This window comes from Bacillus sp. FSL W8-0640 (assembly GCF_038007725.1).
Taxonomy (GTDB): Bacteria; Bacillota; Bacilli; order Bacillales; family Bacillaceae_G; genus Bacillus_A; species Bacillus_A cereus.
In genome coordinates this window covers 4,756,761-4,783,329 of the sequence record NZ_JBBOXT010000001.1, presented here as the reverse complement: position 1 = coordinate 4,783,329, position 26,569 = coordinate 4,756,761, and the positions used below count along the sequence as shown (strand labels likewise).

The following is a 26,569-nucleotide window of genomic DNA, read 5'->3' as shown; positions in this document are numbered from 1 at the left end:
GGGACACACCAACATGGCGAAGCAACTGCCAGATATCGGCGATTATAAATATGGTTTCAAAGACAAAGACGTTTCGATTTTCCGTGCTGGACGCGGTTTAACAAAAGAAATCGTTGAAGAAATTTCACGTATGAAAGAAGAACCACAGTGGATGTTAGACTTCCGTTTAAAATCACTGGATAAGTTCTACGAAATGCCAATGCCACAATGGGGCGGCGACTTAAACGACTTAGATTTCGATGAAATTACGTACTACGTAAAACCATCTGAGAAATCTGAGAAGTCTTGGGATGAAGTACCTGATGAAATTAAAGCAACATTTGATAAATTAGGTATTCCAGAAGCTGAGCAAAAATATTTAGCTGGTGTATCTGCACAGTACGAATCTGAAGTTGTATACCACAACATGAAAGAAGACCTAGAAGCTCTAGGAATCGTCTTCAAAGATACAGATAGCGCATTAAAAGAGAACGAAGATATTTTCCGTGAACATTTCGGAAAAGTAATCCCACCAACAGACAACAAATTCTCTGCATTAAACTCTGCAGTTTGGTCTGGTGGATCATTCATCTACGTTCCAAAAGGTGTTAAAGTTGATACACCACTTCAAGCGTATTTCCGTATTAACTCTGAAAATATGGGACAATTCGAACGTACGCTTATCATTGTAGACGAAGGCGCACACGTACACTACGTAGAAGGTTGTACAGCACCTGTTTACACTACTAACTCACTTCACAGTGCGGTAGTAGAAATCATCATTAAAAAAGATGCTTATTGCCGTTATACAACAATCCAAAACTGGGCGAACAACGTATACAACCTAGTTACAAAACGTGCGGTTTGTGAAGAAAACGCAACGATGGAATGGATTGACGGTAACATCGGATCTAAATTAACGATGAAATACCCAGCAGTTATCTTAAAAGGCGAAGGCGCTCGTGGTTTAACATTATCTATCGCGATTGCTGGTAAAGGCCAACACCAAGATGCTGGTGCGAAAATGATTCACTTAGCACCAAACACGTCTTCAACAATCGTTTCTAAATCGATTGCGAAGCATGGTGGTAAAGTAACTTACCGTGGTATCGTACACTTCGGACCAAAAGCGAAAAACTCTCGCTCTAACATCGAGTGTGACACGTTAATCATGGATAACCAATCTACATCTGATACAATTCCTTACAACGAAATCAAAAACGATTACGTTTCACTTGAGCACGAAGCGAAAGTATCTAAAGTATCAGAAGAACAATTATTCTACCTAATGAGCCGCGGTATTTCTGAGCAAGAAGCTACAGAAATGATCGTAATGGGCTTCATCGAGCCATTCACTCGCGAACTTCCAATGGAATACGCAGTTGAAATGAACCGCCTGATCAAGTTTGAGATGGAAGGTTCTATTGGTTAAATAGAAATGCGGAGCCGACTGTTCAGACCCGTTGGCTGAGGTTCTTTCGCACAGAAGATGCTTTTTATCTTCTCGTGCGGAAGGTTCTTAGACATGAGGGTCTAGGAGGCAAAGCTGGATAATATATGTATGAAGAAAGCGCCCTGCTGTGCAGGGCGCTTTTTTGTTTTGCGGATTTGTCTTGGCTTGGGAGAGGATACCCGGGTGGGTGTTCAGTTAAATATATCAGCGATTTTTCAAATATATCGTCCATAACTCGAAATATATCAGCGATTATTTCAATATATCGACGATTCGACAAGGGATATCGACTTATCAACAAATTACGACATAGCAAGAGGAACGAATACCCCGTACCCTTCAAAAAGGAAAGGAGCATTTATACATAAAGAGGGCAACTGAAAGTAATTTAGATTAAAATACTGACAAATGCAGCAAAGAACTTATGGGAAAATCCCCACGGCTAACTTTCTGACAAATCCCCGCTCTACCAACAAATCCCCACACTGGCAAAAATAAAGTTTCTCATATAAAAAGGACAATCTTTTGCTTTTTCTCACAATGCGAGTACAATGTAAAATAGCAAGAAAAGACGAAAAGTATTTACAGGATTATTGTGTGCGCATAGCGTAAATGGCAGTAAGGAACTGAGAGGAGGTTTTTTCTCTGAATACAAATAAAGAAACAATCATCCACCTTTATCATACAAACGATATACATAGTCATTTTGAAAATTGGCCGCAAATTTCTCGGTTTGTTCTAGGGGAGAAAAAGCGAAGACAGGAAGCGGGAGAGACTGTTTTGACGGTTGATATCGGCGATCATGTGGATCGTTTTCATAGTATTTCGGAAGCGACGAATGGACTTGGGAATACGAAGCTTTTGAATGAGGCGTTATATGATTATGTAACGATCGGAAATAATGAAGGAATTACGTTAGCGAAGGAGCATTTGAATCGGCTCTATGATGATGCTGGATTTGAAATACTTGTCGCAAATTTATTTGAAAAAGAAGGGGTACGTCCGTCATGGGCAAGGCCTTATAAATTGCATACAACGACGGATGGGATTACCATTGCTTTTATCGGATTAACGGTAGCTTATCCAGAGTTTTATCAGATGCTCGATTGGCATATTGAAGATCCCATTATTCATTTAGAGTCTATTTTAGAAGAAGTGAAAGATGAGGCTCATATTACGGTTGTCCTTTCTCACCTTGGAAAAAGTATGGATGAGTATATGGCAGAGCATTATGATATAGATGTTATTTTAGGAGCACATACGCATCATTTATTTGAGCGTGGTATTCTACTGAATAATACTTTACTTTGTTGTTGTGAAAAGTGGGGGCGTTACGTTGGTCACGTGCAGCTTACTGTGGATATAGAGATGAAGAAATTGCTGAAAAAAGACGGTAGGGCGATTAAGACGGAACGGTTAGGTGCTTATAGCGAGCCGTTATCCACAATTGAAATACTGCAGGAAGAAAGTGAGCATATAATGGCAGAGTCTGTCGTTCATTTAAAAGAGTCATTACCGGTTGATTGGTTTCATGAGACGCCGTTTTCTCACATGTTAGCAAGTGCGCTGAAAACATGGTGCAATGCAGAGATTGGCATGGTGAACGCTGGTGTACTTCTTGAAGGGTTAGAAGAGGGTGTTGTAACGCGCGGAGATATTCACAGAATTTGTCCACATCCAATTAATCCGTGTGCTTTGAAAGTTCCAGGAAAGATATTAAGAGAAGTTATTTTGAAAGCACGTAAGCCGAATATGGAGAATCTTGAGGTGAAAGGATTTGGATTTCGGGGAAAAGTGATGGGGAAAATGATTTACGCTGGTGTAGAAGTCATTCCAGATACGATTCCCGGGAATAAAATTTTACTCGAAGATGTATTAATTAACGGGGAATCGCTGGAATTAGATCGTATATATACAGTAGGAACGATTGATATGTTTACATTTGGCTACTTATACCCAGAGCTATCCACACTTTCTGACAAACAATATTATATGCCAGAACTACTTAGAGATGTGTTAACAGATATGTTAATAACTTATACATCTTCCGTTAAACTATAGGCTAGTTAACTTGTAACACTCATTTTTCTCTTGTCATACAGATAAGAAAGAGAGGAGTGTGAACTATGGTTAATGTGGAGCCAATTATAATTGATAATTATACGTTTATTGCAGTTAGCGTGAAACTTCCAAAGACGAATTTGCTAGCTGTAATGAGCGATAAAGGATATATTATGTGTGGTGCATTAGATGTAGGTCTTTTAAATGAGAAATTAGGTGATCGAGGAATTATTGCTGGCCGTGCGGTTGGTGTAAGAACGATTGAACAACTTCTTGAAGCGCCACTAGAATCGGTAACGACTGGAGCTGAAGCATTAGGCATTCCAGCAGGTACGATTGGAAAAGAAGCATTATTAAAAATGAGATAAGCATATATCGTCCCTCCTTCTTGCATAGAAATGATATAAGAAGGAGGTTTTTTTATGAGTATATTTCGCTCGAAAAACTCGCGGTTTCGAAGGGGACCTATTGCCTTTCGGTATATACTGCTTATGTCGTTTATTCTTTTTGTTATATTACTTACGCAAGGGTTGTGGATTGTGAATAATAATATTCAGCCGACCTTAATTAAATATGGGGAAGTAGAGACACATAAAATGGCGACGGCAATTATGACGAAGGCAGTAAAGGATCGAATTAATGAAGGATTCGATGTAGATTCATTAATGAAAGTACAGAATGATAAAAACGGAAAAGTATCCACAATTAATTTAAATACAAAGCAAGTAAATGAAATCGTAACATCAACGACCACGTACATAGAAAAATATTTGCAGCAAGTAGAACAAGGGAAGTTGAAGGAGCTAGGTTTTGCTGAAAAAAACGGCGCGACTATGGCAGTTCCTTTTGGGCGTGTAACTGATAATGCACTTCTTGGTAATATAGGACCAGATATTCCGATTCATTTCACGCCAGTTGGACATGTGAATACAGATATTAAACAAAAAATTGAGCCGCATGGGATTAATACTACAGCGATTCAAATTGTTATGGAAATGGAAGTAACATTGCAAGTGATTATTCCATTTCATACGAAAGAGATAAAGGTGAAACAAAATGTTCCGATTGCGACGCGTATCGTTCAAGGGGAAGTGCCTACGTATTATGGAAGCGGAAGTGTTGCTGTACCTGATAAAAAGAAAACAGATAGTTAGTTGTAAATAAAGTGAAACCCGGCTCAGTCAGACTTTTACTGGATAAAAAATAACCGTAGCAATGCAGCTACGGTTATCGTTTTGTATTTGCTCGTTCTTTGCGCTCCCAAAGGCTTAAATGCATGTATGGATCGAAGGCCCATTCTGTATAGCCATTGTCTTTATACATGCCAAAATGTAAGTGGGGCGGAAATTTTCCGGCTGTACCAGGAGGTCCATAACCAGTGCTACCAACAAATCCGATTACTTTCCCTGGCTCAACAATTTGTCCAAGCTGTATTTCTTTTGAAAACCCGCCTAAATGAGCGTAATAATGGTAATTGTTATGAAGGTCGCGAATACCAATGCGCCATCCACCAAGGCGGTTCCAACCTTTCGTTTCAATAATGCCATAGCAAGTCGATCTTACTGGCACGCCATATCCGGCAAAAATATCGGTTCCTTCATGAATCCTTCTGCCGCCAAAACTTCTTCCAGCGCCGAAAGTACTACGGTAGCTATGGTCACTACGGATCGGAAGAGGAAAAGCATTTCCTTCTAAATTAATACGTCCATAATGTTTATAAATTTGGGCGTATTCGCTAATTAAATCAACTGTTTTGGCACGTCTATAATATTCCCAGAGCATAATTTTAATACGGTCTTCTGATGTTCCTTGTTTCCTTAAAATAGTCGCTGCGGTATGCAGAAGATCACGGTCGCTATTTGCATTTGCAAATCCATCTTTGTCACCATCTAAACCTATTCCGCCAAATAGAGAAATTGTATGGGGAAGAGTATCGTTACTATTAATAGGTCCAGCCCATATTTCTGGTTTGAAATAAAGGGAAATGATGGCATCTGGTTTTTTCGGAATATCTTTTCTTACGCTCCGTATATTTCTTTCATATTGATCCATTGCAGCTAAGTAATACCATGGAATGCCTGAAGACTGCTCGGTTTCTTTATATAGTACCATGCGCTTTTCGTATATGCTTTGCTGATTATCTTCACCGTAAGCGATGTTTTGGTGGAGAAGAAAACAAATAGAAAGCAAAAGAGAAATTTTTCGAAGCATGAAATAGACTCCTTTCACAACATCACTCTTTTTAGTGTGGGATATACGGAGTATTTCATTATAGGGAACGATTGGAAAAAATCTTAGAATCTTCATTTGAGCAAATCGCTTTCATACGTTAGAATAGATATGTTACATTGAAAGAAGCGAACACGGTAAACTATTTCATATTGTGCGGAGTTGATAACCATGACAAAACAAACAGAATATAAGCGCAAGCCCGAATGGTTGAAAATTAAGTTAAACACGAATGAAAACTATACAGGCTTAAAGAAAATGATGCGTTCTAAAAATCTTCATACCGTTTGTGAGGAAGCAAAATGTCCGAATATTCATGAATGCTGGGCTGTAAGAAAAACAGCAACATTTATGATTTTAGGTGCGGTTTGTACACGTGCTTGTCGTTTTTGTGCGGTTAAAACAGGCTTACCAACTGAGCTTGATTTACAAGAACCAGAACGCGTGGCAGATTCAGTAGTACAAATGGGCTTAAAGCACGTTGTTATAACAGCGGTTGCACGTGATGATTTAAAAGACGGGGGAGCAGCTGTTTTTGCTGAAACAGTACGCGCTGTACGTCGTAAAAATCCATTTACGTCAATCGAAGTATTACCATCTGATATGGGTGGAGTAGAAGAAAACTTAAAAATGTTAATGGATGCAAAACCAGATATTTTAAACCATAACATTGAAACAGTACGTCGATTATCTGACCGAGTTCGCGCTAGAGCAAAATATGAACGTTCATTAGAGTTTTTACGTCGAGCGAAAGAAATGCAGCCTGATATTCCAACTAAATCGAGCATTATGGTGGGCTTAGGTGAAACGAGAGAAGATTTAATTGAAGCAATGGATGACTTACGTGCAAACAATGTGGATATTTTAACTCTTGGGCAATACCTACAACCATCTAAGAAGCACTTACCAGTTCTTAAATATTACCCACCAGCAGAATTTGCAGAGCTTAAAGAAATTGCACTTAGCAAAGGATTTAGCCACTGTGAAGCTGGCCCACTTGTGCGTTCTTCTTACCATGCGGACGAGCAAGTACGTTCTGCAAAAGAAAAAACAGCAGAAGCTAAATAATGAAAAAAGAGAGCTAACGATTAGCTCTCTTTTTGTTTATACTCTAAAACGGTATTTGGACATGTTAATAAAATCTTTTTTAATTCTTCTGTGGATAATTCAATTGTAAATTCAGGTACACCAGGTGTAATTAAAATTTTATCGTACGTATAAATAGCGTTATCCACAATAATTGTTACATCGTGTGAATATCCGAAAGGAGCCACACATCCCGGCGTACAACCAGTTTTGTCTCGCAGTTCATCAGGAGAACAGAGAGATAAGCGTTCTCCTGTTAGTTCTTTCATCTCTCCCCGGTTGAGCCTTGTGCCCTCTAACGTAAAAAATACGTAATAATCTCCAGACTTTGATTTTAAAAATAAGCTTTTACTTGGAGTGCCTTGTAAGCCGAGTCTCTCACGTACAATCCGATCTGTCTCATAATCGAGTACTGGTTCGTGTTCAAATTTTTCATAAGAAACATTTGTTTTATGTAGTAGAGCAAGTACATCTTCGTACATATGGAGTGATACCCCTTTCTATTATTAGTACAGTTTCTTCTCGTGGCGTCAACTGAATGTTTTGGAAAGGGATATTACTTAGACGATGCTTCCCATAAGCGTTTTATGATACATTGTTCGTCGATTGTAATTTCGTAAATATCAGGATTCGTTAAAGTTCTCCATTCATTAAAGCCAATCGTATGATTAAAATGCTTTAAAATGAGCGTAAGTAAATTGCCATGTGTAACAAGTAGTGTTGTTGTATGGTTTAATTGTAAAACGTCTTGAATAAGCGATATGGCACGGTCTGTTGCTTGTTTTGTTGACTCTCCGCCTGAAAAGGCAATATCTATATTTGTAAAAGTAGATTCTAGTTTTTGCATCCAATCATCCATTGGAACGTTGCTCAATATGCGTTCAGTTAATCGTTCATCTTCTTGGATAGATAAGTTAGCTTGGAGCGCATAGGGCCGAATGGAATCGATAGCTCGGACAAATGGGCTTGAAATAATATGATCGATTTGTAGATGATTTTCTAAGAGAAATGTAGCAAGGGTATTTGCTTGGTCTTTTCCATCGGTCGTTAATTCAGCATCACGTTTTTGCCCAGTTGCTGAACAATGTCGTATTACAATAATTTTCTTCATAATTCATCCCCATCTTTCAAGTTGACGCTATATACTTCGACAAATGTGGAAATAATTCCTTTTTCTTGTAAAACGGCATATGGATTTAAATATGTGGAAAAGTAATGTGGATAATGAACATTTGAGGTGCAATCATGAATAAAATGATATGTATTGTAGTTAGTCTTTGTTTTTTTATACACTTGTCCACAACTTATGCAGAGTCGAATCAAAAAGTAAATTATCCAAGCAATCGAAATAAGTCATTTGTGAGTGAGGATATTTTTTATAAACAGTTAGATAAGAAAATCTATAAAGAATACAATAATGCAGCATATAGTGTTCGAAAAAAATCTTATTTAAAGAAGTGCCCGATGAAGAATTTTCTTTCCTACAAAAAACAGCCGTGGGTTGTCGGAGTAGTGTGATGCTTCAAGATTTTTTTGTTCATCCTGATCGCCAAGTTTATTTTTTTGCTTCCTTTTCTCAAAATGAAGTAGAAGAGTTTCATAAATATATCGTTATAGATGCAGAAACAAAGAGGGAGCTGCAAGAAGGAAAAAGCTATCATCATTGCGACAATCCATAAAAAATAAACCACCAATTGGTGGTTTATTTTTTACTCCGGTACACTCATTAATTTCGCTTTCATTTTGCGAATAAGAACGACAGCGCCAATTGTACAAAGAAGTGTAATTCCTTCTGCAACGAAGATATTGATTGTTTTTGTTTGGTAAAGTGCCGCGAAAAAGTCTACAAATGCGTGGAATAGTATAGCGTATACTAGGAAGATATATTTCTTCTGTTTTACTGCGTATAAAACAAGCATTGTAAAGGCAATTTGAAGCACGAGTGCCATAATTCTTTCTAAGCTACCAAGGAAGTATAAGTAGGCAGGTTGCTGAATTAACATGTCCTGTAAAATGCTCAGCTCGGGTTTTTGTTCAATCAGTCGAGCGAAGCTACCATCGTTAATAGAATTAGCAAAGATTAATGCTTGTAATGCAGAAAAACCGCCAATTAAAATAGATTCAATTCCGCCGTGACCAATTCCATAAGCGAAGCCATCTTTATATTCTAGATATTTTTTTAGTAAGAAGAAGAAGGCAACGAAGCGTCCTAATTCTTCAAAAATACCAGCAGTCAATCCGCCATAAATTGCGAAGACAAACGGATTTTCTAAAAATGGAGCGATTGTTGGATTACCGCGTATAAATAGGTGGAATGGTGTTTCAAGAATTTGGGTAAATCCGATAAAGATAAGAACACCAATGCCGACCACTTTCCAATTCATATTATATTTTTTACGGAAATAAACGAGTACAATAATTGGGACCAGAATCGAGACAATGAGTTGAAAGATGATGCTGGCAATTACAGTATTTGAAACCATACTTTCACCGCTTTCTAATATATGTACATAACTATTATGCATCAAATATAGGAGAGATGAAACTTTTTAAGATAAAATGAATTTACTTATTGACTCTAACGTTGCGTCATACTTTATCGTATGTACTAAGGGGGAGATACAAATGACAATGAGAGTAAAAGAAGTAGCTGATTTAGTTGGAATTAGTGTGCGCACACTGCATCATTACGATGAAATTGGGTTGTTAACCCCAGACGAGACGACAGAGTCTGGATATCGTCTGTATTCCAATGAAAATTTAGAGACATTGCAGCAAATTTTGTTTTTTAAAGAGCTTGGCTTCCCTTTGAAAAAAATTAAAGAGATTATCATGAGTCCATCATTTGATCGCGAAGAGGCACTAGAGCTTCATAAGAAAATGCTTCTTGAAAAGCGTGCTAGATTAGATAAGGTGATTGCGACGATTGATAAAACAATTCAGCATACAAAAGGAGAGATTGAAATGACGAACAAAGAGAAATTTGAAGGATTCGATTTCAGCCATAACCCATATGAAGAAGAAGCACGTGAAAAATGGGGAGACGCAGCTGTAGATAAAGCAAATGAATATGCAAAAGGTATGTCAAAAGAGAACCAAGAGGAGTTTAATGCTATTTATAGAAATTTAGCAGCGCTTAGACACGGAGCACCAGATTCTAAAGAGGCACAAGAAGCAATTGGGGTGTGGTACGATTACTTGCAAAACTTCGGTGAATATTCATTAGATGCTTTTAAAGGACTTGGTCAAATGTACGTCGCTGATGAGCGCTTTACGAAAAATATCGATAAGTTTGGTGAAGGGTTAGCGCAGTTTATGTGTGATGCGATGGAGGTTTATGCGGATCGTAATAAAAAATAAAAAGTAAAACAGGTGGAGATTTTCTCCACCTGTTTTACTTTTTAATCATATCATTCAAAGTCTGATCTCCCGTATTGTTCAAATGAGGATTTTTACTCATTTCACGTTTTAGCATATCGAGGCTTTGCGTATATTCTGTATCATTTAATGCGCCAGATTGAAGACCTTGAATTTGGGAAATCAACTTTTGGTCTGTTGATACATATGCTTTATAATAGCGAGGGACGATGGACAAAGCAGCTCTATATACTTGATCCGCTACGAGTTTTGGATCCGTTGTGTTTGCACGGTATACAACAAATACTTCATCATCGGTAACGAGCGTAGCAGCGTTTGTAACGTCAGGAAGTTTGACTGTCATGCTTGTAATCATTTCAGCGACTTTCTCACGGTTAATGGCCCCTACTTGTTTGTTAGACACTTCATGCTTTTGTTTAGATGAATAACCGACTCTCGTTAATCGTGTATTTGTATTTTCCGTATGATACATGTCGTTTTTGTTGGAAACAAGAACACGGCTTCCTTCTTCACGTTCCATTTCGGCTTTATTCGTTGATTGGCAGCCTGCAAATAAGGAAAGAGTGAGGAGAGAGAGTATAATTTGTTTTTTCACGATGTATCACCTCCTTCTCCATAGCATGCACTAATTTTCAATTTTTTGTATTTGAAATTGTTGGTTGTTATGCTTTGTGATACGATAAAAAGAAGAATGCTTAGAGAGGAAGTTAATGATGGAGCAAAAGCAAGAGATTCATGCTACGGTGAGCATTAATAATGTGCAGTACGAAGTAATTAAAAACTTTCGTGACGGTTTTAGTGAAGAAGCATTTAAAGAGCGCTATGCAGAAATTTTAAATAAATATGATTATATCGTTGGAGACTGGGGATATGAGCAACTTAGACTGCGCGGATTCTTTGATGATAGTAACCAACGTGCGACATATGATACGAAAATTAGTACGTTAACGGAGTATTTATACGAGTACTGTAACTTCGGTTGTGCACACTTCGTATTGCGAAAAGTGAAGAAATAAAAAAATCCTCTTACGATTGTAAGAGGATTTTTTGCATTATAAACAAATCGAGATATAATCTCCTTCAGATAGTATTGTATTTGGCTTCATTTGTTGTCCATTCAATTGAATATCCCCATTTTTAATTTTATCCACAATGCGTGTACGGCTCCAGTCGGAAATATATGTGGATAAGGCTTTATCGATGCGGTGGGAACCGAAAACGATGTCTAATACGATCGTGATTTTAGCTATGCCGTTTTCTTTATGTTGCATAATGGAAATAGTAGTAGTTGTTTCGGCTTGATCTTGCTGCGTCATATCGACTGTTTCAACGTGATCAGTAAATGATTTATAAATACGCAGTTTTTGATTCCACGTATGATCTTTCGGACATTTATAAATGGCAAAGCGGTATATGTTTTTTCCGTTGGCGTTATGCCTACGAATATTTGTGTCGGTAAATAGGGTAGTGCGTCTGCAATTTTTACAATACTTTTCGATTGTGTTTTGTTCATTTTCATATAAACTCCAAGAAAGTTGTACTTTCTGCATTTTCCTTCACCTCTTATAGTAGTGGCAAAGGAACGTAATACAGCTATTTGGATGTCTTGTAGTATGAAGACATGAGAAAAAGACAAAAATAAAAGGAGGTTCCCTTAGGAACCTCCGTAAACATCATACTACAGATGCGTTACGTTCCTTTGTAATGGGAATGGGCAGACTACTCCCTTGAAAAAGCGTGGTGCTTTTTTGAGAGTAATGCTATCCAATTGCTGGTCCATTACAAAGTAAATGTTGGCATACGTAGATAACGTCTTTTCTATCCAAATAGATTTATTCTTAATTATAACATATTAGTTTGAAAATTAAAAATACTTACAATGAAAAAACACCAGCTAAAATAGCTGGTGCATACGATAAATTATATAAGTTCAAATAAAAATGAGCGTAATTCTTCTGCAATTTCTTCAGTCATAGAAAATGCGTGCTCTAAGTAGCCTGGTTCGTTTAAATCGTCAGCACCGATGATTGCAAATTTATTGCGTTGCATATCAAGGACAATTGTTTTACCGTAATGACGATCGGAGTATAATAGCGCTAAATCGTGACGCTCATTTTCTCCCATAAAGCTAACGAAACGAGTTTTTGTAGCGACAGTATCGTCGTACAGAAAGAAACGTTCTTCCATACACATGGCTCCTTTATTAAATATCTAAGTTTAAGTGTGGTTTATGATCTAAATGGTGATGCGTTTTAATGAATCGTACTGTTCTTGTTTTGTAACGCATTACGATAGAGTATGTTTCAGCTAAATCTCCACCAAGGAATTTAACACCGTCTAATAACTCACCAGCAGATACACCAGTTGCTGAGAAGATTGCATCATCCCCAGATACTAAGTCATCTAACATAAGAAGTTGACGAGGATCTTCTAATCCCATTTCACGACAACGAGCTTCTTCTTCTTCGTTCATTGGAACTAAACGAGCTTGCATTTCACCTTCAAGGCACTTTAATGCTGCTGCAGAAATAACACCTTCTGGAGCTCCGCCAATACCTACGAATAAGTCGATACCCGTTCCAGGTAGTGCTGTTGCGATTGACGCACCAACATCACCGTCACCAAATAATTTTACGCGTGCACCTTTTGCACGAACACGGTCAATAATATCTTGATGACGTTCACGTTCTTGAACGATAACTGTTAGATCGCGAATCTTTTTATTGTTAGCTTCTGCTACAATTTCAATTGTTTTTTCAATTGGATCATCTAAGCTAATTTTACCAGCTGCTTTTGGACCAACCGCGATTTTTTCCATGTACATATCAGGAGCATGAAGAAGGTTCCCTTTGTCTGCGATTGCAATAACTGCCATTGCATTTGCAAGACCTTTTGCAACGATGTTTGTACCTTCTAATGGATCAACGGCGATGTCTACTTCTGGACCGTTACCTGTTCCTAGTTCTTCACCAATATACAACATCGGTGCTTCATCAAGTTCTCCTTCACCAATTACAACTGTACCTGCCATGTTTACTGAATCGAACATATCACGCATTGCTGTAGTTGCTGCATCATCTGCTTCATTTTTCTTTCCGCGGCCCATCCACTGTGCGGATGCTAAGGCTGCTGCTTCTGTTACACGGACAATTTCTAGTGCGAGTTCACGTTCCAAGATTCCATTCCTCCAATTTCAAAAATCATACAAATATAACTATAACAAATAACGGAGAAAAGGTGAATTCGAAAAATTGTCGATTTTTTCAGAAGAAAGCGTTACAATTAAAATGTAAATGCTTTAATTTCCAGGTAGGTGACATTCATGTATTTTGTAGACAGAAAGAAAATAGAACAAATGCTAGTATGTTTAGAACGAGCAACAAGTACATTTCAAGAGAAAAAGATATATGAAACCGAGTTTGAATTTTACGCATTAGAGCGCATAGCCCATCTTATTATTGATTGTGTATTAGATGCCGGGAATGCGATGATTGATGGATTTATTATGCGCGATCCAGGAAGCTATGAAGATATTATTGATATTTTAATGGACGAGCGAGTGATAAGTGAAGAAGATGGACAAGGGATGAAAGAAATTATCCTTCTTCGAAAAATGCTTACGCAAGACTATATTCAAATGAATCATGATGAATTATATAAGACGATTCAAAAACATATTGCAGTGGTAGAGAAATACCCAGCAAATATTCGCAGTTATTTAGAAAAGGAATTAGGACCTGTATCTGCATTTGTACCAGAATAATTATGCTTATAAGATCCCCAGAGAATGCCTTTTGGGGATCTTATATTGTATGTGAGAAAGAAAAGGGAGAAGGGTGAAGTATGGGGGAAGCACGTACGACGAAAGACGAAATTGTACAATTGTTGAAAGTAAAGGGAGAGCACACGGTAGCTGAACTAGCTGACGTTTTAGAGATTACAGAAATGGCGATCCGAAGACATTTAAGTAATCTTGAGAAAGACGGACTCATTTATTCTAAGATGGTAAGGCAACATGTCGGAAGACCAACTTATTTGTATGGATTAAGTGAAAAGGGAGAAGATACATTCCCGAAAGAGTATAAGCAATTTGCGATTGATATGCTAGAAGATTTAGCTCGAATGGGTGATGAAAAAATACTTCGTTACGTTTTAAAGGAGAGAACGAAGCGAATGGAAGAACAGTTACAAAAGAGAGTGAGTAATCAAAAGAATTTAGCATATAAAGTGCAAGAGATAGCAGCTATGCAAGAGAAAAACGGTTATATGGTTCAAATAAAGAGAGATGGAGAGAATTCTTTCGTAATTGAAAAACAAAACTGTCCGTTAAAGGAAATTGCAGAGAGATTCCCGCAAGTATGTGAAGATGAAAAAGAGATGTATAAGCGTTTATTTGCAGGAGCAGATGTAAAGACGTTAGCAAATATGTGTGAGGGCGATTGTAGTTGTTCTTACCAAGTAAAAGAGAAAAAATGAACGTTATGGGGCGCTTTTAGGTAAAGCGTTTTTTTCTTTGGAAAAAGCGGGTAATATAAGAGTGGTATGATAAGGTGAGAACGTTAGCATAGAAGGAGAGACATAATCGATGTATAAAGGTTACTTAATTGACTTAGACGGTACGATGTATCGCGGAGAAGAACAAATTGAAGAGGCAAGCGACTTCGTAAAAGCATTAGGAGAGCGCGGCATTCCTTATTTATTCGTTACGAATAACTCAACGCGTAAACCAGAACAAGTGGCAGAAAAACTTGTTCGTTTCGATATTCCAGCGAAAGCAGAGCAAGTATTCACAACGAGTATGGCGACTGCGAACTTCATTTATGAACGTAAACAAGACGCAACTGTATATATGATTGGTGAAGAAGGCTTACACGATGCACTTGTGGAAAAAGGATTTGAACTTGTGGATGAAAATCCTGATTTCGTTGTTGTTGGTTTAGATCGTGACATCACATATGAAAAGTTAGCAAAAGCGTGTCTTGCTGTGCGTAATGGCGCGACGTTTATTTCTACAAATGGGGATATTGCCATCCCAACTGAGCGAGGATTATTACCAGGTAATGGTTCATTAACATCAGTTGTAGCAGTATCAACAGGTGTGGATCCAATCTTTATCGGAAAACCAGAATCAATCATTATGGAACAAGCTTTAAAAGTACTTGGCATAGAAAAAAATGAAGCATTAATGGTTGGGGATAACTACGATACAGACATTTTAGCAGGAATAAATGCTGGCATGCATACCCTTCTTGTCCACACTGGAGTCACAACTGTGGAGAAGTTAACAGAATACGAAGTACAACCAACGCAAGTTGTGCATAACTTGACGGAGTGGATTGAGAAGATGTAATGAAGAAAGCTGTTCCAAACTTTGGAACAGCTTTTTTTCTAATATTTGCGGGCAGCCCGATTGGTGTAGGCTAACATTCAGTTGTGACTAGTGTCGATTTTTGTCGGTAAGTCGATATATTTGAAAAATCGCCGATATATTTAGAAAATCGCTGATATAATTTTATTAAAAAGCACGATTCACAACGTCTTTAACCTCTTCAAGATATTGTTTACGCACACTGTCATCCACAGAAGGAACACTTGTATAGAATGTATGCTCAATTGTTTCAATGCCTGTAAATTCAAAAATACCAACATCCGCTGTTTTCTTCATTGCATCAAACATGCCGCCTGCTGTGTATGCCTCTTTCGTATTACCCATTGTAGATAATAACAATCCTTTTTTACCGCTTAATAACTTTTCAATACCGTTTTCACCGTAAGCATAAGCAAATCCATGGCTAAACACACGGTCAACGTATCCTTTTAAAATAGCAGGAAGTCCCGCCCACCAAACTGGATAAATAAATGTAATGCTGTCAGCCCAAGAGATATGCTCTTGTTCTTCTTTAATATCTTCTGGTGTATTTCCTTTAGAAAATGAGATGAAATCGGAAGCGCCTAATACTGGATTAAAGTTTAATTCGTATAGATCGCGAACGCGTACTTCGTGACCTTTTCCTTCTAATTCACTTTTTACCGTTTCTAAAATCGCATGGTTGAAGCTTTCTGTATTCGGGTGTGCATAAACGATTACATGTTTCATTTTTCTTCCTCCTATTTGTGGATATGTGAATAGTTATTTGTATATCTGTAACTATTATGGTTACTACCTTTATAGAAGTCAAGTAATACATATGTATGTATAAAAAGACGCCCGAAAATCGCCTTTTTATACCCCGCTCATACAAAGTACAAAAAAGACAAATAAAATAATGACAATACCAATGCCGAAGTTAAATACGAGAGTACTATCCATATATGTAGCCTCCTTGTTTGAAAGTAAAAAGCACTCTAGTTAAGAGTGCTTTTTTATTTTGAATCTACTTTATAACTTTTAGAAAGTGATTCATGCGTGTAATGATTTACATTATTTTATGTATTTATACTTTGAAATGAGTAAGTCCTTGTTGGATATAGAAAAAAAGACACTCGTGGAGTGTCTTTTAAGATGACAAAATGTGCCAATTGCTTGAGGTTGATAAGACGCTAATTTCCGTGTTAACGCCTTTTCTTTAATCAAGAAGTGTAGCAACAGCGATTCAAATAGATTGTACCATTTGTTTAATTGTGGTGCGTATGCAATTGTGCATATTATGATCATGAGGTAGGTAATGAACTGTGAATAATTTGAAGTGATTTATTTACGATTTCTTCTGCGGCATATATGCCGATTGCGTCTGTTTTTAAAATATGAGGTTGTAAGTTATCATGCATTGCCCCTAACTCACCATGAAGTGGTGCAAAGGCATGGTTCGCCTTTTCAAGCATGCATAAATCAAGTAAAGAATCCCCAGCTGTAATAATCGTATCTATTTGCAAAATTTCTTTTATATATTGCACGGCGTCCCATTTGTTAATTGGTTTTGGTACAAAGTATAGCTTTCTACCTTGAAGTGAATGATTCCAGCCTTGTTTGTCTAACCAGGAAGTGAAGGATGATAATTCATCATAAGGAATGTTCTCCCGTTTAATAATGCAATAATGGAATAGATCATCAGCTGTTTTTTGTGATATAACCCAATCTTTATGAGCTATTTGTCCAAATTCCTTTAGTATGTCGTTTCCCTCTATACATTCAAACGATAGTCTTTCTTTTACTATCCTGTTCCAAGTACCATCTTGTTTACCGTTATGAAGGATATTACCGCCGTTACTTGTAATGGCGTATTCGGGAATGATTTCGTCTTGGAATAAAGAAATACGCTGAAACTGCTCAATAGTTCTTGTTGTAACTGGGATGAAATGTGAGTGCAGTTGCAATTTTTTTAGTAGTGAAATGGTTTTATGTGATATGAAAGAAATTTCTTTCCCATCTAAAGTTTCAATGAGTTGAATTGATTCATCTTCTATAGGGGCACGAAACGATTTCCGGGAATAAATAAGCGTCTGATCAAGATCACTGGCGAAAATCATATCGTTTCCCTCTTAAGAGGCTTAATGAGCCCGCAACATGAATAAGCCATATTCTCATAGATTTCAATAGGGACATTCTTTTCTTTAGCAAGAAGTAAAATATGCTTTAAATCGGGATTGTTTTGCTTCCGTATTAAAATTTTCCATGGTATTCTCCGGAGTAATACACGAGTTGTTTCGCCCACTCCTGGTTTGATTAAGTTAATATCGTCAATTTCAAAGTGATTTTGGATAGACTGTATATCTTTTAATCCTTGCCAAGAGGGATCAGTGTAAGTTGAAGTAATATAACGTAATTGATTATCTATATGAGAATGAACAGAAGGGAATAAATCTGTTACCTCATCAATGAATAAATTTGATAAGTCTTCTTGTTCTAGCTCTTTATAATATTTAACACCATGAAAATCATTTGGACCGATATAGGTGTCATTTAGTACAGTGCGGCTAATGAGTCCAGAGACTGTTGCATTTAAGCAAGCGCTAGGAATAAGAAAATCTTCACGTGTACCGTAAATTGAAGTACAGTAACCGGGATCAGCAAGCACAGCCATACAATGAGAAATGTGTGTATTATTTCGTTCGTTAAATGTGTGTACTGCATATTCTAATTCTTTTTTTATTGCACCTTTTCCAGTCCACCCATCAATGAATTGAATTGTTTCTTTAGGGTGATGTTCCAAAATATAATGGAGTGCATTTTCATCAATACCGCGTCCGCGAACAATAGAAATACAATAGTGAGGTACATCAAGGTTGTATTGATAGCGTATGTAGCGTTTGATAAGAATGCCAATAGGTGTACCAGCACGAGCTAATGAAACGAGGACAAGGTTAGTTCCTTTAGTTTGTATAATCTGTTCGGCGACAACTCCAACAGCGATGGCTAGTTTGTGTTTGTATTGTTGCAGGGAAGAAAAGAATAAATCCATATACGCTTTAGAGGGTTTATATTCCATTGGTAACATTTCGGAATAATGTGTGCCAGCTTGAATTGCTTGTTCTCTAGTTTCCGTGGAACTTTCTTTCATTAAATCACTAATATCTTTTAATAGAAAAATAGCATCATTTGGATTGTAACTACTAATATGAGAATTTAATTTTACCATAATTATCAACCTTCCTTTTCTATGCTATTTGAAAATGAGACGATATGAATAAAAGGAATAACTGTTTGTAACTGCTGTAGAAGAGGAGATAGGGCTTCTTCCCCTAAATCACGCTCAATGAAAACAAATACTTCATCGTAATCATGAGGTGAAATATTATAAAAGTAATTTGTAATAGTAGAATCTTCAGGACTTGGATATGAGAAATGATTATGAATGGCGTAGTTCACATCATTTGAAACAGAATGGATAGGGCTTCTTGTTGTAGATTGATATAAAATATTTTCACCCATTTCAGCAGCAATTTTCATTGGGATATACATAAATTCACCCGTTCCGAGACAGAGTGTTCGTTTTCCAATTCTTTCTCTTTTTAAAGTTTTTCCTGCTTCTTGGGCGAAAGAATGAATGTGCTTTTGTTCATATGCTGAAATGCCAAATCGCCCAGTATATTTTATATAATTTGATGTATAGGGTGATTTTAGGCAGGTAAGGGTATGTTTTTTGAAATCAGGTTTTGTTTCTTCAATTTGAATCTCTTTTTTTGCAATATTTAATGGTTGGCCAGTTGTATGAATACTGCCTTCTAATAAAGAAATAACATGAACCTTAATTTGAAGTTCTTCTTCTAATTGTTTAAATTGTTTTCTATTAGTATGAGAACGCCAGTCTAACAAAGAAGCAATTATATATTCTTCTCGTGGGAATTTATTTTGAATAGATCTAATAATATTTAATGCTGTTTTTCCTGTTGTCATCTCATCATCTACGAGAACAATTGGATTGTTGTTTTGAAAAAAGCTTTCATCTACATAACAACGGTGTGATGTTGCATGAGAATGTTCTTCCTCAAATGTAATGACAGATTCTAGGTGGGGTATCGATTCCCTAGTTGTATGTACATACTTTGCATTTTGAAAGCATTGAAACATAGAATGACCAAGTGATGTCGCTGTTTCAGCGAATCCGATGAACAAAACTTCTTCTTGCAGAGGATATTGATAACGAAATACTTCCTCTGGGATTTCATCAATTTCTAATGAAATGAGATTTAAAATTTCTTTTTGAAATGGATGAGAAATATTATGTAGTATTTCCATATATCTTGCAGCGAGAGCAACTCCACTTGATAGAGAGACTGCAGGTTTAATAGGAAGATGCTTTCCAAGGATTGTACTCACAAATAAAAAACTACGTTTCTTATTTATTCTCGCAGCCATTTGAAAAAGATTGTCTAGCGCTAAATTATATGGATTATCACGTACTTCTACATGAACTTGTATATTATTTAAAACGTTATACGTGTTGCTTTGCGTTTGTAATAAGGAGATCGGTGAATTGTTTGTTTTCATGTAGCACCCCGTAAATATTAGATTTTAAAATGGTTTTGCGAGCCCACCCATAATGAGGTTTTACTTCATTCATTTTGTTAGAAAAACTGCTTTTTAGCACTCCATTATACGTATCTGCATTTTGTAAAATTAATCTCGCATCTAAATAATCTTCCATTGTGACAATGTGCATTGCCTGTACAACTTTAATATGAGATGGGTGAATAACTGTCTTTCCGATTAAGCCATTTGCATGGTCAAGTGATACCTCTTGAATAAGCCCTTCTTCATGATCATTAGAAAAATATTCCCATACACATCCTGAAATAATATATTCATTTGTTGCCCTTGAGAAAACGTTAATAATGTCTGAAATACAATCACGGACAACAGTAATATGATAGATAGGTGTGTATTTATTACGCCGAATACTAAATATACTTGAAAAATCAGTAGCACCAATACGTACATTTAAGATGTAATCGTGATAAGAATCTAGTAAATCCTTTATTTGTAATAATGATTCTGCCCGTGTTTCCTTATACATAATTTCGGGTGATTCTAAAATCGGCATGCCATATAGCGATAATGAGTATAACTCGTTTATATATGCAAGCTGATCGATATAAGTCTTTCCGTTAATCGGTGTGAATTTTGGAAAGACAAAACCACATAAACAATGAACGGCACTACCTAATTCAGTAACAATTTTCTTCATTTGACTTGGCTGTCGAACTCTAATAAAAAGGAGTGGGATGTCTGCTTGATTTAGTATGTTGGCACTGACTAAGTTAGCGATTTGCTGTATTTGAACGACGATGTTTTGCTCTGCAAGTTTTACTTCCTCATCGCTTATAGCGTCCTCTAGACAAAGAATAATTGAGATAGCATCCACATGTTTCCTTCTAATTATATCTTCCGCAATCGTTTCTTTCGTGCCAGGAGTATATAGTGTAGCGCCTAGTGCGTAAGCTAGTTGTTCTTTTCCTATATTTTTTGAAAAATTAAGAGGTTCTTTATAGAAAAAATTTTGCCGTTCTTCTGAGGAGAGATAAGAAAAGTAATTCAAATTGTCACCACCTTATTTATAATGATTCTGTTTAATCGTAACATAATAAGAAAAATCTTCCATAAAAATGAAGCAAGAAATTAAAAAAATATATTGAGAAAGATGAATTATAAGATGAATATCGAATATTGTTAATAGAAATATAATAGGGGGAAAGAGAAAGTGGATATACATAAATTAACAGAGGAAGAAGCAAATGAGATAAATACTTGGACGTACGAGGAACCATATAATTTATATAGTTTTTCAGGCGAGAAAGAAGTAATGGAAGAGCTATTAGATGGAACGTATTATGGCTGTTGTGATGATCAAGGAGACTTCATCGGTTATTTTTGTTTTGGAGCAAATGCACAAGTACCAGGTGGAAGAGATGCTCATTTATATGGTGGAGAAGATGTGATTGATACCGGACTTGGCATGAAGCCGGCGTTAACCGGGAAAGGAATGGGGAAAGAATTCTTCCAAGCTGGAATAGCGTTTGCCACGAAAGAGTTTAATGCAAAAATGTTTCGATTAAGCGTAGCGACATTTAATACAAGAGCGATTACGTTATATAAAAATATCGGATTTAAGCAAGGGCCTATTTTTTTGAGTCGCGGAAGAGAATTTATGCTGATGGAATATGAAAGACCGTCAGCATGAACCTGACGGCCTAGAAAACACTATTATTCTGAGTGCTCAGCTCGGTGCGCTAAACGGCTTGAAGCAGCGGCAGCGATTCCGCCAACGATATCATCAAGGAACGTGTGCACCTTTCCAGTTGATTTATCATTTAAGTATTCTAAAATACCAGGTTTTAATTTATCAATATATCCAAAGTTCGTGAAACCGATAGAGCCGTACACATTCACGATAGAAAGTGCGATAACTTCATCAATTCCGTATAAGCCTTCATCACGTTTTACAATATCTTGTAACGGTTCACTTAGCATTCCCTTTTCAGCAAGGACATCAAGCTCGATACCAGTAATCAGTGCGTTTTGTACTTCACGTTTTGATAGTACACGTTCTACATTGTAACGGCATTCTGACATCTCTAAATTTGGATGATATTTTTTTTGAAGAAAATGAACAAGTTCAGCAATATCGTCAATTGTTACACCGCGTTCTTGTAATAGTTTTAATGCTCTTTCTTGTAGTTGATTTGATTCTTTCATGTTTATCACCTTTTTTTCTTTTTAGTATTTGTATACGTTTCGTTGCTTTATCATGTGCATAGGAATGAAAGGCGAGCACAAGCTCATATATATAAAGAAAAACCATAGGTGGCGACTGCGATGATTCAGCATATTTATGAGCATTATCACATGCATGTTAAAGAATTAATCCCCCTTGGCCCCTATAAAAGCTTTTGGATTCGCAACAAAATTTATGTACTTGTTCCAATTGGAGAAATGGAGGAAGAAGTACTTGTAGAGATGAAAAAGCTCAGTGATTATATGAACCAGCAAGGGGATATAACTGTAGCGACTTTCGTTCCGACTATACACGGCTACTATGTAAGTGAGATAGAAGAACAAAATTATTGCTTATTAAAAGGTATGCGCACGTTAGAACGACATGCTATGTCATTAGGAAGTGAGCTTTCTATATTCCATAAACGAGGTGCATTCTTTCCAGAAGAAATTGAGCAATTAAGCCGAATTGGTGAATGGAAAGCGTTATGGGAAAAAAGGCTCGATCAATTAGAAAAGTTTTGGCAATCACAAGTGATGAACCACCCTTCAGATGTATTCGATCAATTGTTTATTGAATCCTTCCCGTATTACTTAGGAGTTGCAGAAAATGCCATTCAATATGTTGTCGATACAGAAATGGATGATACGCCGCAACTAACGGATGCAGCAACAATTTGCCAAGAACGATTCACACCTTTATTATGGCATCAAACGAAGCGTCTCAAACTTCCTTTTGATTGGGTGTATGATCACCCGAGTCGAGATATTGCAGAATGGATCCGCCATATGACGATAGAAAAAAAGAAAGACTGGGAGCAAACAATCGTTCAATTTGTTACGGATTATGAACGGAATTATTCGCTATCCTCATTTGGCTGGCGCTTATTATTTGCAAGGCTCCTGTTCCCGCTTCACTATTTTGAAACGGTCGAACGATATTACCAAACTGGAAACGAAGAACAAAAAAGCATATATAGAGATCGCTTAGAAGCCATTTTACACGATGTGAACCGCTCAGAGCAATTTATGAAGCATTTTTATGGCTCGCTTCGTTTACCAGTAGATAAGCTTGGGATTAGAAAATTAGATTGGCTATCTTAAAAGTATAAAAAAGAGACCGATGGAGGTCTCTTTTTTATACCACAATTTTATGTAATACATTATGCCCCTACCTGCTGATCTGCACATATATTTAAAACGAACTGATGCCCTTCGAGTTTTTCATTTACTTTACCCAATAATTCTTGCTGGATTTCTTTAAATAAAAATTGATAGCTTGTATTCCATGTTGGTATAACGGATGAAAGGCCTAATAAATATTCTTTTTTCTTTTCTAGTTCTTGAATTGTTAAAAAAGTGTTCCCCATTTTTGGCATCTGTCGTCCCCCTATGTTTTTTACTTTATATGTGTGAACGATTCACTATATAGTATTAATTATCGCATTTTTTGAGAGGGATTTCCAATTTTGTTTTATGATGTTAACGGATAAATGCGATTTGAATAAAAAAAGGAGACCAAATTTGGTCTCCTTTTAGCAAGTGACTTTGAACGAGCCGCTAGATAATATCCAGCTCCAGCGGCTAAAATGTTCGGTGGCTTCGCTTCTTCCGCCGAGGCAAAAAACGCCTCTATGTCAGAAGCTCCATCCCCCTCACATTTTGAACGAGCCGCTTCCGCTTTTAGATTAGTATCTAGCTCCAGCGGCTAGAACAGTCGGCCATTTCGCGCCTTCCTGTGAGGCAAAAAGCGCCTCTTCGTCAGGAGCTCCAATGACCTCCTGTTCTGAACGAGCCGCTTCCGCTTTTAATTAAAATACTTGTTCTACTTCGATAACGCCTGGTACTTCTTCAAGTAACGCGCGCTCGATACCAGCTTTTAGTGTGATTGTAGAACTTGGGCAGCTTCCGCATGCACCCATAAGGCGTAGTTTTACGATACCTTCTTCAATGTCTACTAATTCAACGTCTCCGCCATCGCGAAGTAAGAATGGACGTAATTTATCTAATACTTCTAATACTTGTTCTTGCATATGTGGGTTTTCCATTTTTATCGACTCCTTTCATCAGTTTTATTATAATCAAGATAGAGGGGAAAATCTATTTTTTCTCTTCTTGTTTTATTGTCGAAATTTTGTATCGTGTTTTTTCAGTATAGGGGTATGGAATAAGTTTGTAAAATGATGTGCTTATGTAATAAGACATCTGAATATACTGTTGGGACAAGAAGTGGGGGAGAAGAAATGGTTAATGTTCAAGTGTATGGGACGAAAGTAATTTGTGCGAGCTGCGTTGGAATGCCATCTTCAACAGAAACGTTTGAGTGGTTACAAGCGGCAATTGGTCGTAAATATGAAGGACAAGAAAATAAATTTAATTTCGAGTATATTGATTTCCAAGAAGAACAAGAAGATGCGGATAAAAAAGCATTCGCAGAGCGCGTAGTGGAAGAAGATTTATTTTATCCGGTCGTTCTTGTAAATGGAGAAATTGTTGGAGAAGGAAATCCTCGTTTGAAGGATGTTTACGAAGAAATCGAGAAATATTTATAAAACAAGAAGTCTTTGCGAATTTGCAAAGGCTTTTTTTATTGGAGGGATAGATATGAAAAATGGAGTGAAGCATGCGTTACCAACGGAAGTAGAGCAGTTAATGGAGCGGTACACAGTAGAATTAAAAGAAATTTTTTTGGATGAAAAAATAGTCGGGGTATATATTTACGGATCCATCGCACTAGGTGCATTTCATAAGGAAACGAGCGATGTTGATTTTGTTACAGTGATAAATGATTCCGTGAATGAAGCTGAAAAACAGCAGCTTGTGGAACTACATAAGAAACTTAGTGATAATATGCTAGGTAAAAGAATGGACGGTATGTATATTCCGCTTGCTGACTTAGGGAAATACAATGATGAAATGAACGAGTACGTGTATTGTGCAGATGGTAAAGCTAATGTTGGTCATTGGGACATTAATGCGGTCACATGGTGGACGTTGAAAAATCAAGGCATTACAGTTACCGGAAAAGAAGCAGAAGATCTTCCACTGCAAATACAATGGAATGATGTAGTAAATACGATGAAATACAACGTAGAACAGTACTGGAGTGAAAAGGCGAAGAAGCCATATTTATTTTTTATAGAAGAGTGGGTAGAATCAGCTGTCGTTACGATGGGACGTATTTTATATACACTAGATCATAAAACAATCGTTTCAAAAGATAGAGGCTTGCAATACTTGTCAGAACGTTCAGCGGAAGAATGGGAGCTTTTATTAAAAGAAGTAGCGAGAATACGGCAGAACCCAAAAGAAAAGCGAATGCTCTCAAGGTGGAGAAGGGCAGATATGACGAAGAGGTACTTACTACATTTAATTGAGATGTGTAGAGAGAAATGGTAGGGAAGAAAATGGACAATACAGTGTGGTGTATTGTCTTTTTTATTTTGTAGTAGATAGAAAAGTATTTACAAGTATTGTGTAGAGGAAAGATAATAGAAAAAATATGTGCATGGGGGAAGATGATGAGTAAATATAAATTACATATAGATAGAGAACAATTATGGAAAGGATGCGTTTTAAATTCGATTGCCCATGCAATTAATGTAGCGCATTGTCCAGATTTCTCACATGAAAGTTCATGGGATGGATTTAACTATAGTATGCAAGATAGCCAAGGCGGACAAGGGGTAATTACGTTTCATCCGAATTACACGATTGTATGTCTTCAAGATGTGAATAGTGAGAGAATGGATGAGTGGATTGATGCGAAAAGTTATTTTGAAGGGGCACCTTCGGAAGTAATAGATATTGCGAAAGAAGAAGCACTTCAATACGTATTAGAAGAAGTAGAAGGCGAAACAGTTCCTTTTATTACAACTGCATTTTGGATTGAGGATAGTGGTGCGTATTCAATTGATTCATTTGAAGAGATGGAAGAGCACGGCGGATTCTTATTAGAAATTCCATTACTTGATACAGAATCAGCAATGGAAAGACTGGAAGAAGAGTATGAACTGACAGAGGAACAAATAGAGCTTTTACAACTCGTGTATGAGAAAAAAATCCAAAGGCCAAATGAGGAAATTAAGTTGTCTAAAGAAGAAGTAGCAATGATTGGAACGGAAGATAGCGAAGGATTGGAAGCTAGTAAGGAGTCATTTGCAGAAATGAATATTACTTGGGAGTTGTAGGATAGGATATAAAATTGTGATAAAGGACTAGTAGAAAGAACA

At 37.0% G+C, this 26,569-nt stretch carries 31 protein-coding genes and 1 pseudogene; 16 read left to right on the top strand and 16 right to left on the bottom strand.

All coding sequences use genetic code 11. The features are described 5' to 3' along the window. Positions 1-13: 13 nt before the first annotated feature. The 4 genes from sufB to yunB all read left to right on the top strand — a co-directional run bounded on the left by sufB (position 14) and on the right by yunB (position 4,647). Entirely contained in the window at positions 14-1,411 is a 1,398-nt protein-coding gene (gene sufB, locus N2V80_RS24865) for a Fe-S cluster assembly protein SufB (protein WP_001118827.1), read from the top strand. A gap of 666 nt (positions 1,412-2,077) precedes the next feature. Continuing rightward, positions 2,078-3,493: a bifunctional metallophosphatase/5'-nucleotidase gene (locus N2V80_RS24860; RefSeq protein ID WP_153580208.1), complete on the top strand. Its 1,416-nt coding sequence runs from the start codon at positions 2,078-2,080 to the stop codon at positions 3,491-3,493. Between the two features lie 65 nt (positions 3,494-3,558). After that, positions 3,559-3,861 carry a YunC family protein gene (locus N2V80_RS24855; RefSeq protein ID WP_000248466.1) on the top strand — a complete coding sequence of 101 codons (303 nt, stop codon included), beginning with the start codon at positions 3,559-3,561 and terminating at the stop codon, positions 3,859-3,861. Positions 3,862-3,915: 54 nt separating this feature from the next. Next, the gene (gene yunB / locus N2V80_RS24850) at positions 3,916-4,647 is read left to right on the top strand and encodes a sporulation protein YunB (protein ID WP_061654812.1); all 732 of its coding nucleotides are present in this window, start codon (positions 3,916-3,918) and stop codon (positions 4,645-4,647) included. Positions 4,648-4,720: 73 nt separating this feature from the next. On the opposite strand, the gene N2V80_RS24845 is transcribed toward yunB, so the two are convergent. Beyond that, positions 4,721-5,704 (bottom strand): M23 family metallopeptidase, encoded by a 984-nt coding sequence (locus tag N2V80_RS24845; RefSeq protein ID WP_061654813.1) that lies wholly within the window; start codon positions 5,702-5,704, stop codon positions 4,721-4,723. Between the two features lie 189 nt (positions 5,705-5,893). Here N2V80_RS24845 and lipA point away from each other — a divergent pair, with 189 nt between their 5' ends. Then, on the top strand, positions 5,894-6,790 hold the full coding sequence (lipA, locus tag N2V80_RS24840) for a lipoyl synthase (RefSeq protein WP_000166372.1): 897 nt from the start codon (positions 5,894-5,896) through the stop codon (positions 6,788-6,790). A gap of 20 nt (positions 6,791-6,810) precedes the next feature. Here lipA and N2V80_RS24835 read toward each other — a convergent pair whose 3' ends face one another. Beyond that, positions 6,811-7,290: a YbaK/EbsC family protein gene (locus tag N2V80_RS24835; protein WP_000272747.1), complete on the bottom strand. Its 480-nt coding sequence runs from the start codon at positions 7,288-7,290 to the stop codon at positions 6,811-6,813. Between the two features lie 74 nt (positions 7,291-7,364). Then, positions 7,365-7,919, bottom strand: a complete 555-nt coding sequence (locus N2V80_RS24830) for a histidine phosphatase family protein (RefSeq protein ID WP_000721050.1) — start codon at positions 7,917-7,919, stop codon at positions 7,365-7,367. 134 nt (positions 7,920-8,053) lie between these two features. On the opposite strand from N2V80_RS24830, the pseudogene N2V80_RS24825 reads away from it, so the two are divergent. Then, a pseudogene (locus N2V80_RS24825) lies at positions 8,054-8,487 on the top strand (hypothetical protein). A gap of 30 nt (positions 8,488-8,517) precedes the next feature. Here the strand turns inward: N2V80_RS24825 and N2V80_RS24820 are convergent. Then, entirely contained in the window at positions 8,518-9,333 is an 816-nt protein-coding gene (locus tag N2V80_RS24820) for a YhfC family intramembrane metalloprotease (protein WP_002005924.1), read from the bottom strand. A 100-nt stretch (positions 9,334-9,433) separates the two neighbouring features. On the opposite strand from N2V80_RS24820, the gene N2V80_RS24815 reads away from it, so the two are divergent. Beyond that, positions 9,434-10,168, top strand: coding sequence for a MerR family transcriptional regulator (locus N2V80_RS24815; RefSeq protein WP_000178769.1), 735 nt, complete (start codon positions 9,434-9,436; stop codon positions 10,166-10,168). A 34-nt stretch (positions 10,169-10,202) separates the two neighbouring features. Here N2V80_RS24815 and N2V80_RS24810 read toward each other — a convergent pair whose 3' ends face one another. Beyond that, the gene (locus N2V80_RS24810; protein ID WP_000744038.1) at positions 10,203-10,781 is read right to left on the bottom strand and encodes a YhcN/YlaJ family sporulation lipoprotein; all 579 of its coding nucleotides are present in this window, start codon (positions 10,779-10,781) and stop codon (positions 10,203-10,205) included. Between the two features lie 118 nt (positions 10,782-10,899). Here N2V80_RS24810 and N2V80_RS24805 point away from each other — a divergent pair, with 118 nt between their 5' ends. After that, the gene (locus N2V80_RS24805; RefSeq protein ID WP_000435943.1) at positions 10,900-11,202 is read left to right on the top strand and encodes a YutD family protein; all 303 of its coding nucleotides are present in this window, start codon (positions 10,900-10,902) and stop codon (positions 11,200-11,202) included. A gap of 36 nt (positions 11,203-11,238) precedes the next feature. Here N2V80_RS24805 and N2V80_RS24800 read toward each other — a convergent pair whose 3' ends face one another. The 3 genes from N2V80_RS24800 to glpX all read right to left on the bottom strand — a co-directional run bounded on the left by N2V80_RS24800 (position 11,239) and on the right by glpX (position 13,361). Then, on the bottom strand, positions 11,239-11,736 hold the full coding sequence (locus N2V80_RS24800) for a hypothetical protein (RefSeq protein WP_001174575.1): 498 nt from the start codon (positions 11,734-11,736) through the stop codon (positions 11,239-11,241). A 370-nt stretch (positions 11,737-12,106) separates the two neighbouring features. Further along, complete coding sequence (locus N2V80_RS24795) at positions 12,107-12,373, bottom strand: DUF3055 domain-containing protein (protein ID WP_000392606.1); 267 nt, start codon at positions 12,371-12,373, stop codon at positions 12,107-12,109. A gap of 16 nt (positions 12,374-12,389) precedes the next feature. Beyond that, positions 12,390-13,361, bottom strand: a complete 972-nt coding sequence (gene glpX / locus N2V80_RS24790) for a class II fructose-bisphosphatase (protein ID WP_000439090.1) — start codon at positions 13,359-13,361, stop codon at positions 12,390-12,392. A 147-nt stretch (positions 13,362-13,508) separates the two neighbouring features. On the opposite strand from glpX, the gene N2V80_RS24785 reads away from it, so the two are divergent. From N2V80_RS24785 to N2V80_RS24775, 3 genes are all read left to right on the top strand, one after another. Further along, positions 13,509-13,949: a DUF86 domain-containing protein gene (locus tag N2V80_RS24785; protein ID WP_000273999.1), complete on the top strand. Its 441-nt coding sequence runs from the start codon at positions 13,509-13,511 to the stop codon at positions 13,947-13,949. Between the two features lie 80 nt (positions 13,950-14,029). Next, positions 14,030-14,662 (top strand): helix-turn-helix transcriptional regulator, encoded by a 633-nt coding sequence (locus N2V80_RS24780; RefSeq protein WP_000503346.1) that lies wholly within the window; start codon positions 14,030-14,032, stop codon positions 14,660-14,662. Positions 14,663-14,771: 109 nt separating this feature from the next. After that, positions 14,772-15,536, top strand: coding sequence for a TIGR01457 family HAD-type hydrolase (locus N2V80_RS24775; RefSeq protein ID WP_000276467.1), 765 nt, complete (start codon positions 14,772-14,774; stop codon positions 15,534-15,536). A 165-nt stretch (positions 15,537-15,701) separates the two neighbouring features. Here N2V80_RS24775 and N2V80_RS24770 read toward each other — a convergent pair whose 3' ends face one another. The 5 genes from N2V80_RS24770 to N2V80_RS24750 form a co-directional block, all read right to left on the bottom strand. Next, positions 15,702-16,283, bottom strand: coding sequence for an NAD(P)H-dependent oxidoreductase (locus N2V80_RS24770; protein ID WP_000683436.1), 582 nt, complete (start codon positions 16,281-16,283; stop codon positions 15,702-15,704). A gap of 554 nt (positions 16,284-16,837) precedes the next feature. Continuing rightward, a complete protein-coding gene (locus tag N2V80_RS24765) occupies positions 16,838-17,653 on the bottom strand; it encodes an HAD family hydrolase (protein WP_000575383.1) in 816 nt (271 codons plus the stop codon). Further along, the gene (locus N2V80_RS24760; protein WP_000239908.1) at positions 17,650-18,762 is read right to left on the bottom strand and encodes a cysteine protease StiP family protein; all 1,113 of its coding nucleotides are present in this window, start codon (positions 18,760-18,762) and stop codon (positions 17,650-17,652) included. Before N2V80_RS24760 ends, N2V80_RS24765 begins: the two co-directional genes overlap by 4 nt. Before the next feature lie 5 nt (positions 18,763-18,767). Beyond that, positions 18,768-20,114 (bottom strand): phosphoribosyltransferase family protein, encoded by a 1,347-nt coding sequence (locus tag N2V80_RS24755; RefSeq protein ID WP_000856300.1) that lies wholly within the window; start codon positions 20,112-20,114, stop codon positions 18,768-18,770. Further along, positions 20,059-21,162: an HpcH/HpaI aldolase/citrate lyase family protein gene (locus N2V80_RS24750; protein ID WP_001106078.1), complete on the bottom strand. Its 1,104-nt coding sequence runs from the start codon at positions 21,160-21,162 to the stop codon at positions 20,059-20,061. The genes N2V80_RS24755 and N2V80_RS24750 overlap by 56 nt, the downstream gene beginning before the upstream one ends. 162 nt (positions 21,163-21,324) lie before the next feature. On the opposite strand from N2V80_RS24750, the gene N2V80_RS24745 reads away from it, so the two are divergent. Continuing rightward, positions 21,325-21,804, top strand: coding sequence for a GNAT family N-acetyltransferase (locus N2V80_RS24745; protein WP_016110886.1), 480 nt, complete (start codon positions 21,325-21,327; stop codon positions 21,802-21,804). Positions 21,805-21,827: 23 nt separating this feature from the next. Here N2V80_RS24745 and N2V80_RS24740 read toward each other — a convergent pair whose 3' ends face one another. Next, positions 21,828-22,319, bottom strand: coding sequence for a phosphatidylglycerophosphatase A family protein (locus tag N2V80_RS24740; protein ID WP_000665094.1), 492 nt, complete (start codon positions 22,317-22,319; stop codon positions 21,828-21,830). Positions 22,320-22,439: 120 nt separating this feature from the next. On the opposite strand from N2V80_RS24740, the gene yutH reads away from it, so the two are divergent. After that, the gene (gene yutH, locus N2V80_RS24735) at positions 22,440-23,441 is read left to right on the top strand and encodes a spore coat putative kinase YutH (RefSeq protein WP_000614218.1); all 1,002 of its coding nucleotides are present in this window, start codon (positions 22,440-22,442) and stop codon (positions 23,439-23,441) included. A 59-nt stretch (positions 23,442-23,500) separates the two neighbouring features. On the opposite strand, the gene N2V80_RS24730 is transcribed toward yutH, so the two are convergent. Beyond that, on the bottom strand, positions 23,501-23,716 hold the full coding sequence (locus tag N2V80_RS24730; RefSeq protein WP_016118827.1) for a hypothetical protein: 216 nt from the start codon (positions 23,714-23,716) through the stop codon (positions 23,501-23,503). Positions 23,717-24,148: 432 nt separating this feature from the next. Further along, positions 24,149-24,385 (bottom strand): NifU family protein, encoded by a 237-nt coding sequence (locus tag N2V80_RS24725; RefSeq protein WP_000431159.1) that lies wholly within the window; start codon positions 24,383-24,385, stop codon positions 24,149-24,151. 195 nt (positions 24,386-24,580) lie between these two features. Here N2V80_RS24725 and N2V80_RS24720 point away from each other — a divergent pair, with 195 nt between their 5' ends. The 3 genes from N2V80_RS24720 (at position 24,581) to N2V80_RS24710 (ending at position 26,527) form a co-directional block, all read left to right on the top strand. After that, the gene (locus N2V80_RS24720; protein WP_000248588.1) at positions 24,581-24,889 is read left to right on the top strand and encodes a YuzD family protein; all 309 of its coding nucleotides are present in this window, start codon (positions 24,581-24,583) and stop codon (positions 24,887-24,889) included. A 52-nt stretch (positions 24,890-24,941) separates the two neighbouring features. Further along, complete coding sequence (locus N2V80_RS24715; protein ID WP_001986998.1) at positions 24,942-25,736, top strand: nucleotidyltransferase domain-containing protein; 795 nt, start codon at positions 24,942-24,944, stop codon at positions 25,734-25,736. Between the two features lie 122 nt (positions 25,737-25,858). Further along, positions 25,859-26,527 carry a hypothetical protein gene (locus tag N2V80_RS24710; protein WP_061654814.1) on the top strand — a complete coding sequence of 223 codons (669 nt, stop codon included), beginning with the start codon at positions 25,859-25,861 and terminating at the stop codon, positions 26,525-26,527. Positions 26,528-26,569 lie beyond the last annotated feature (42 nt).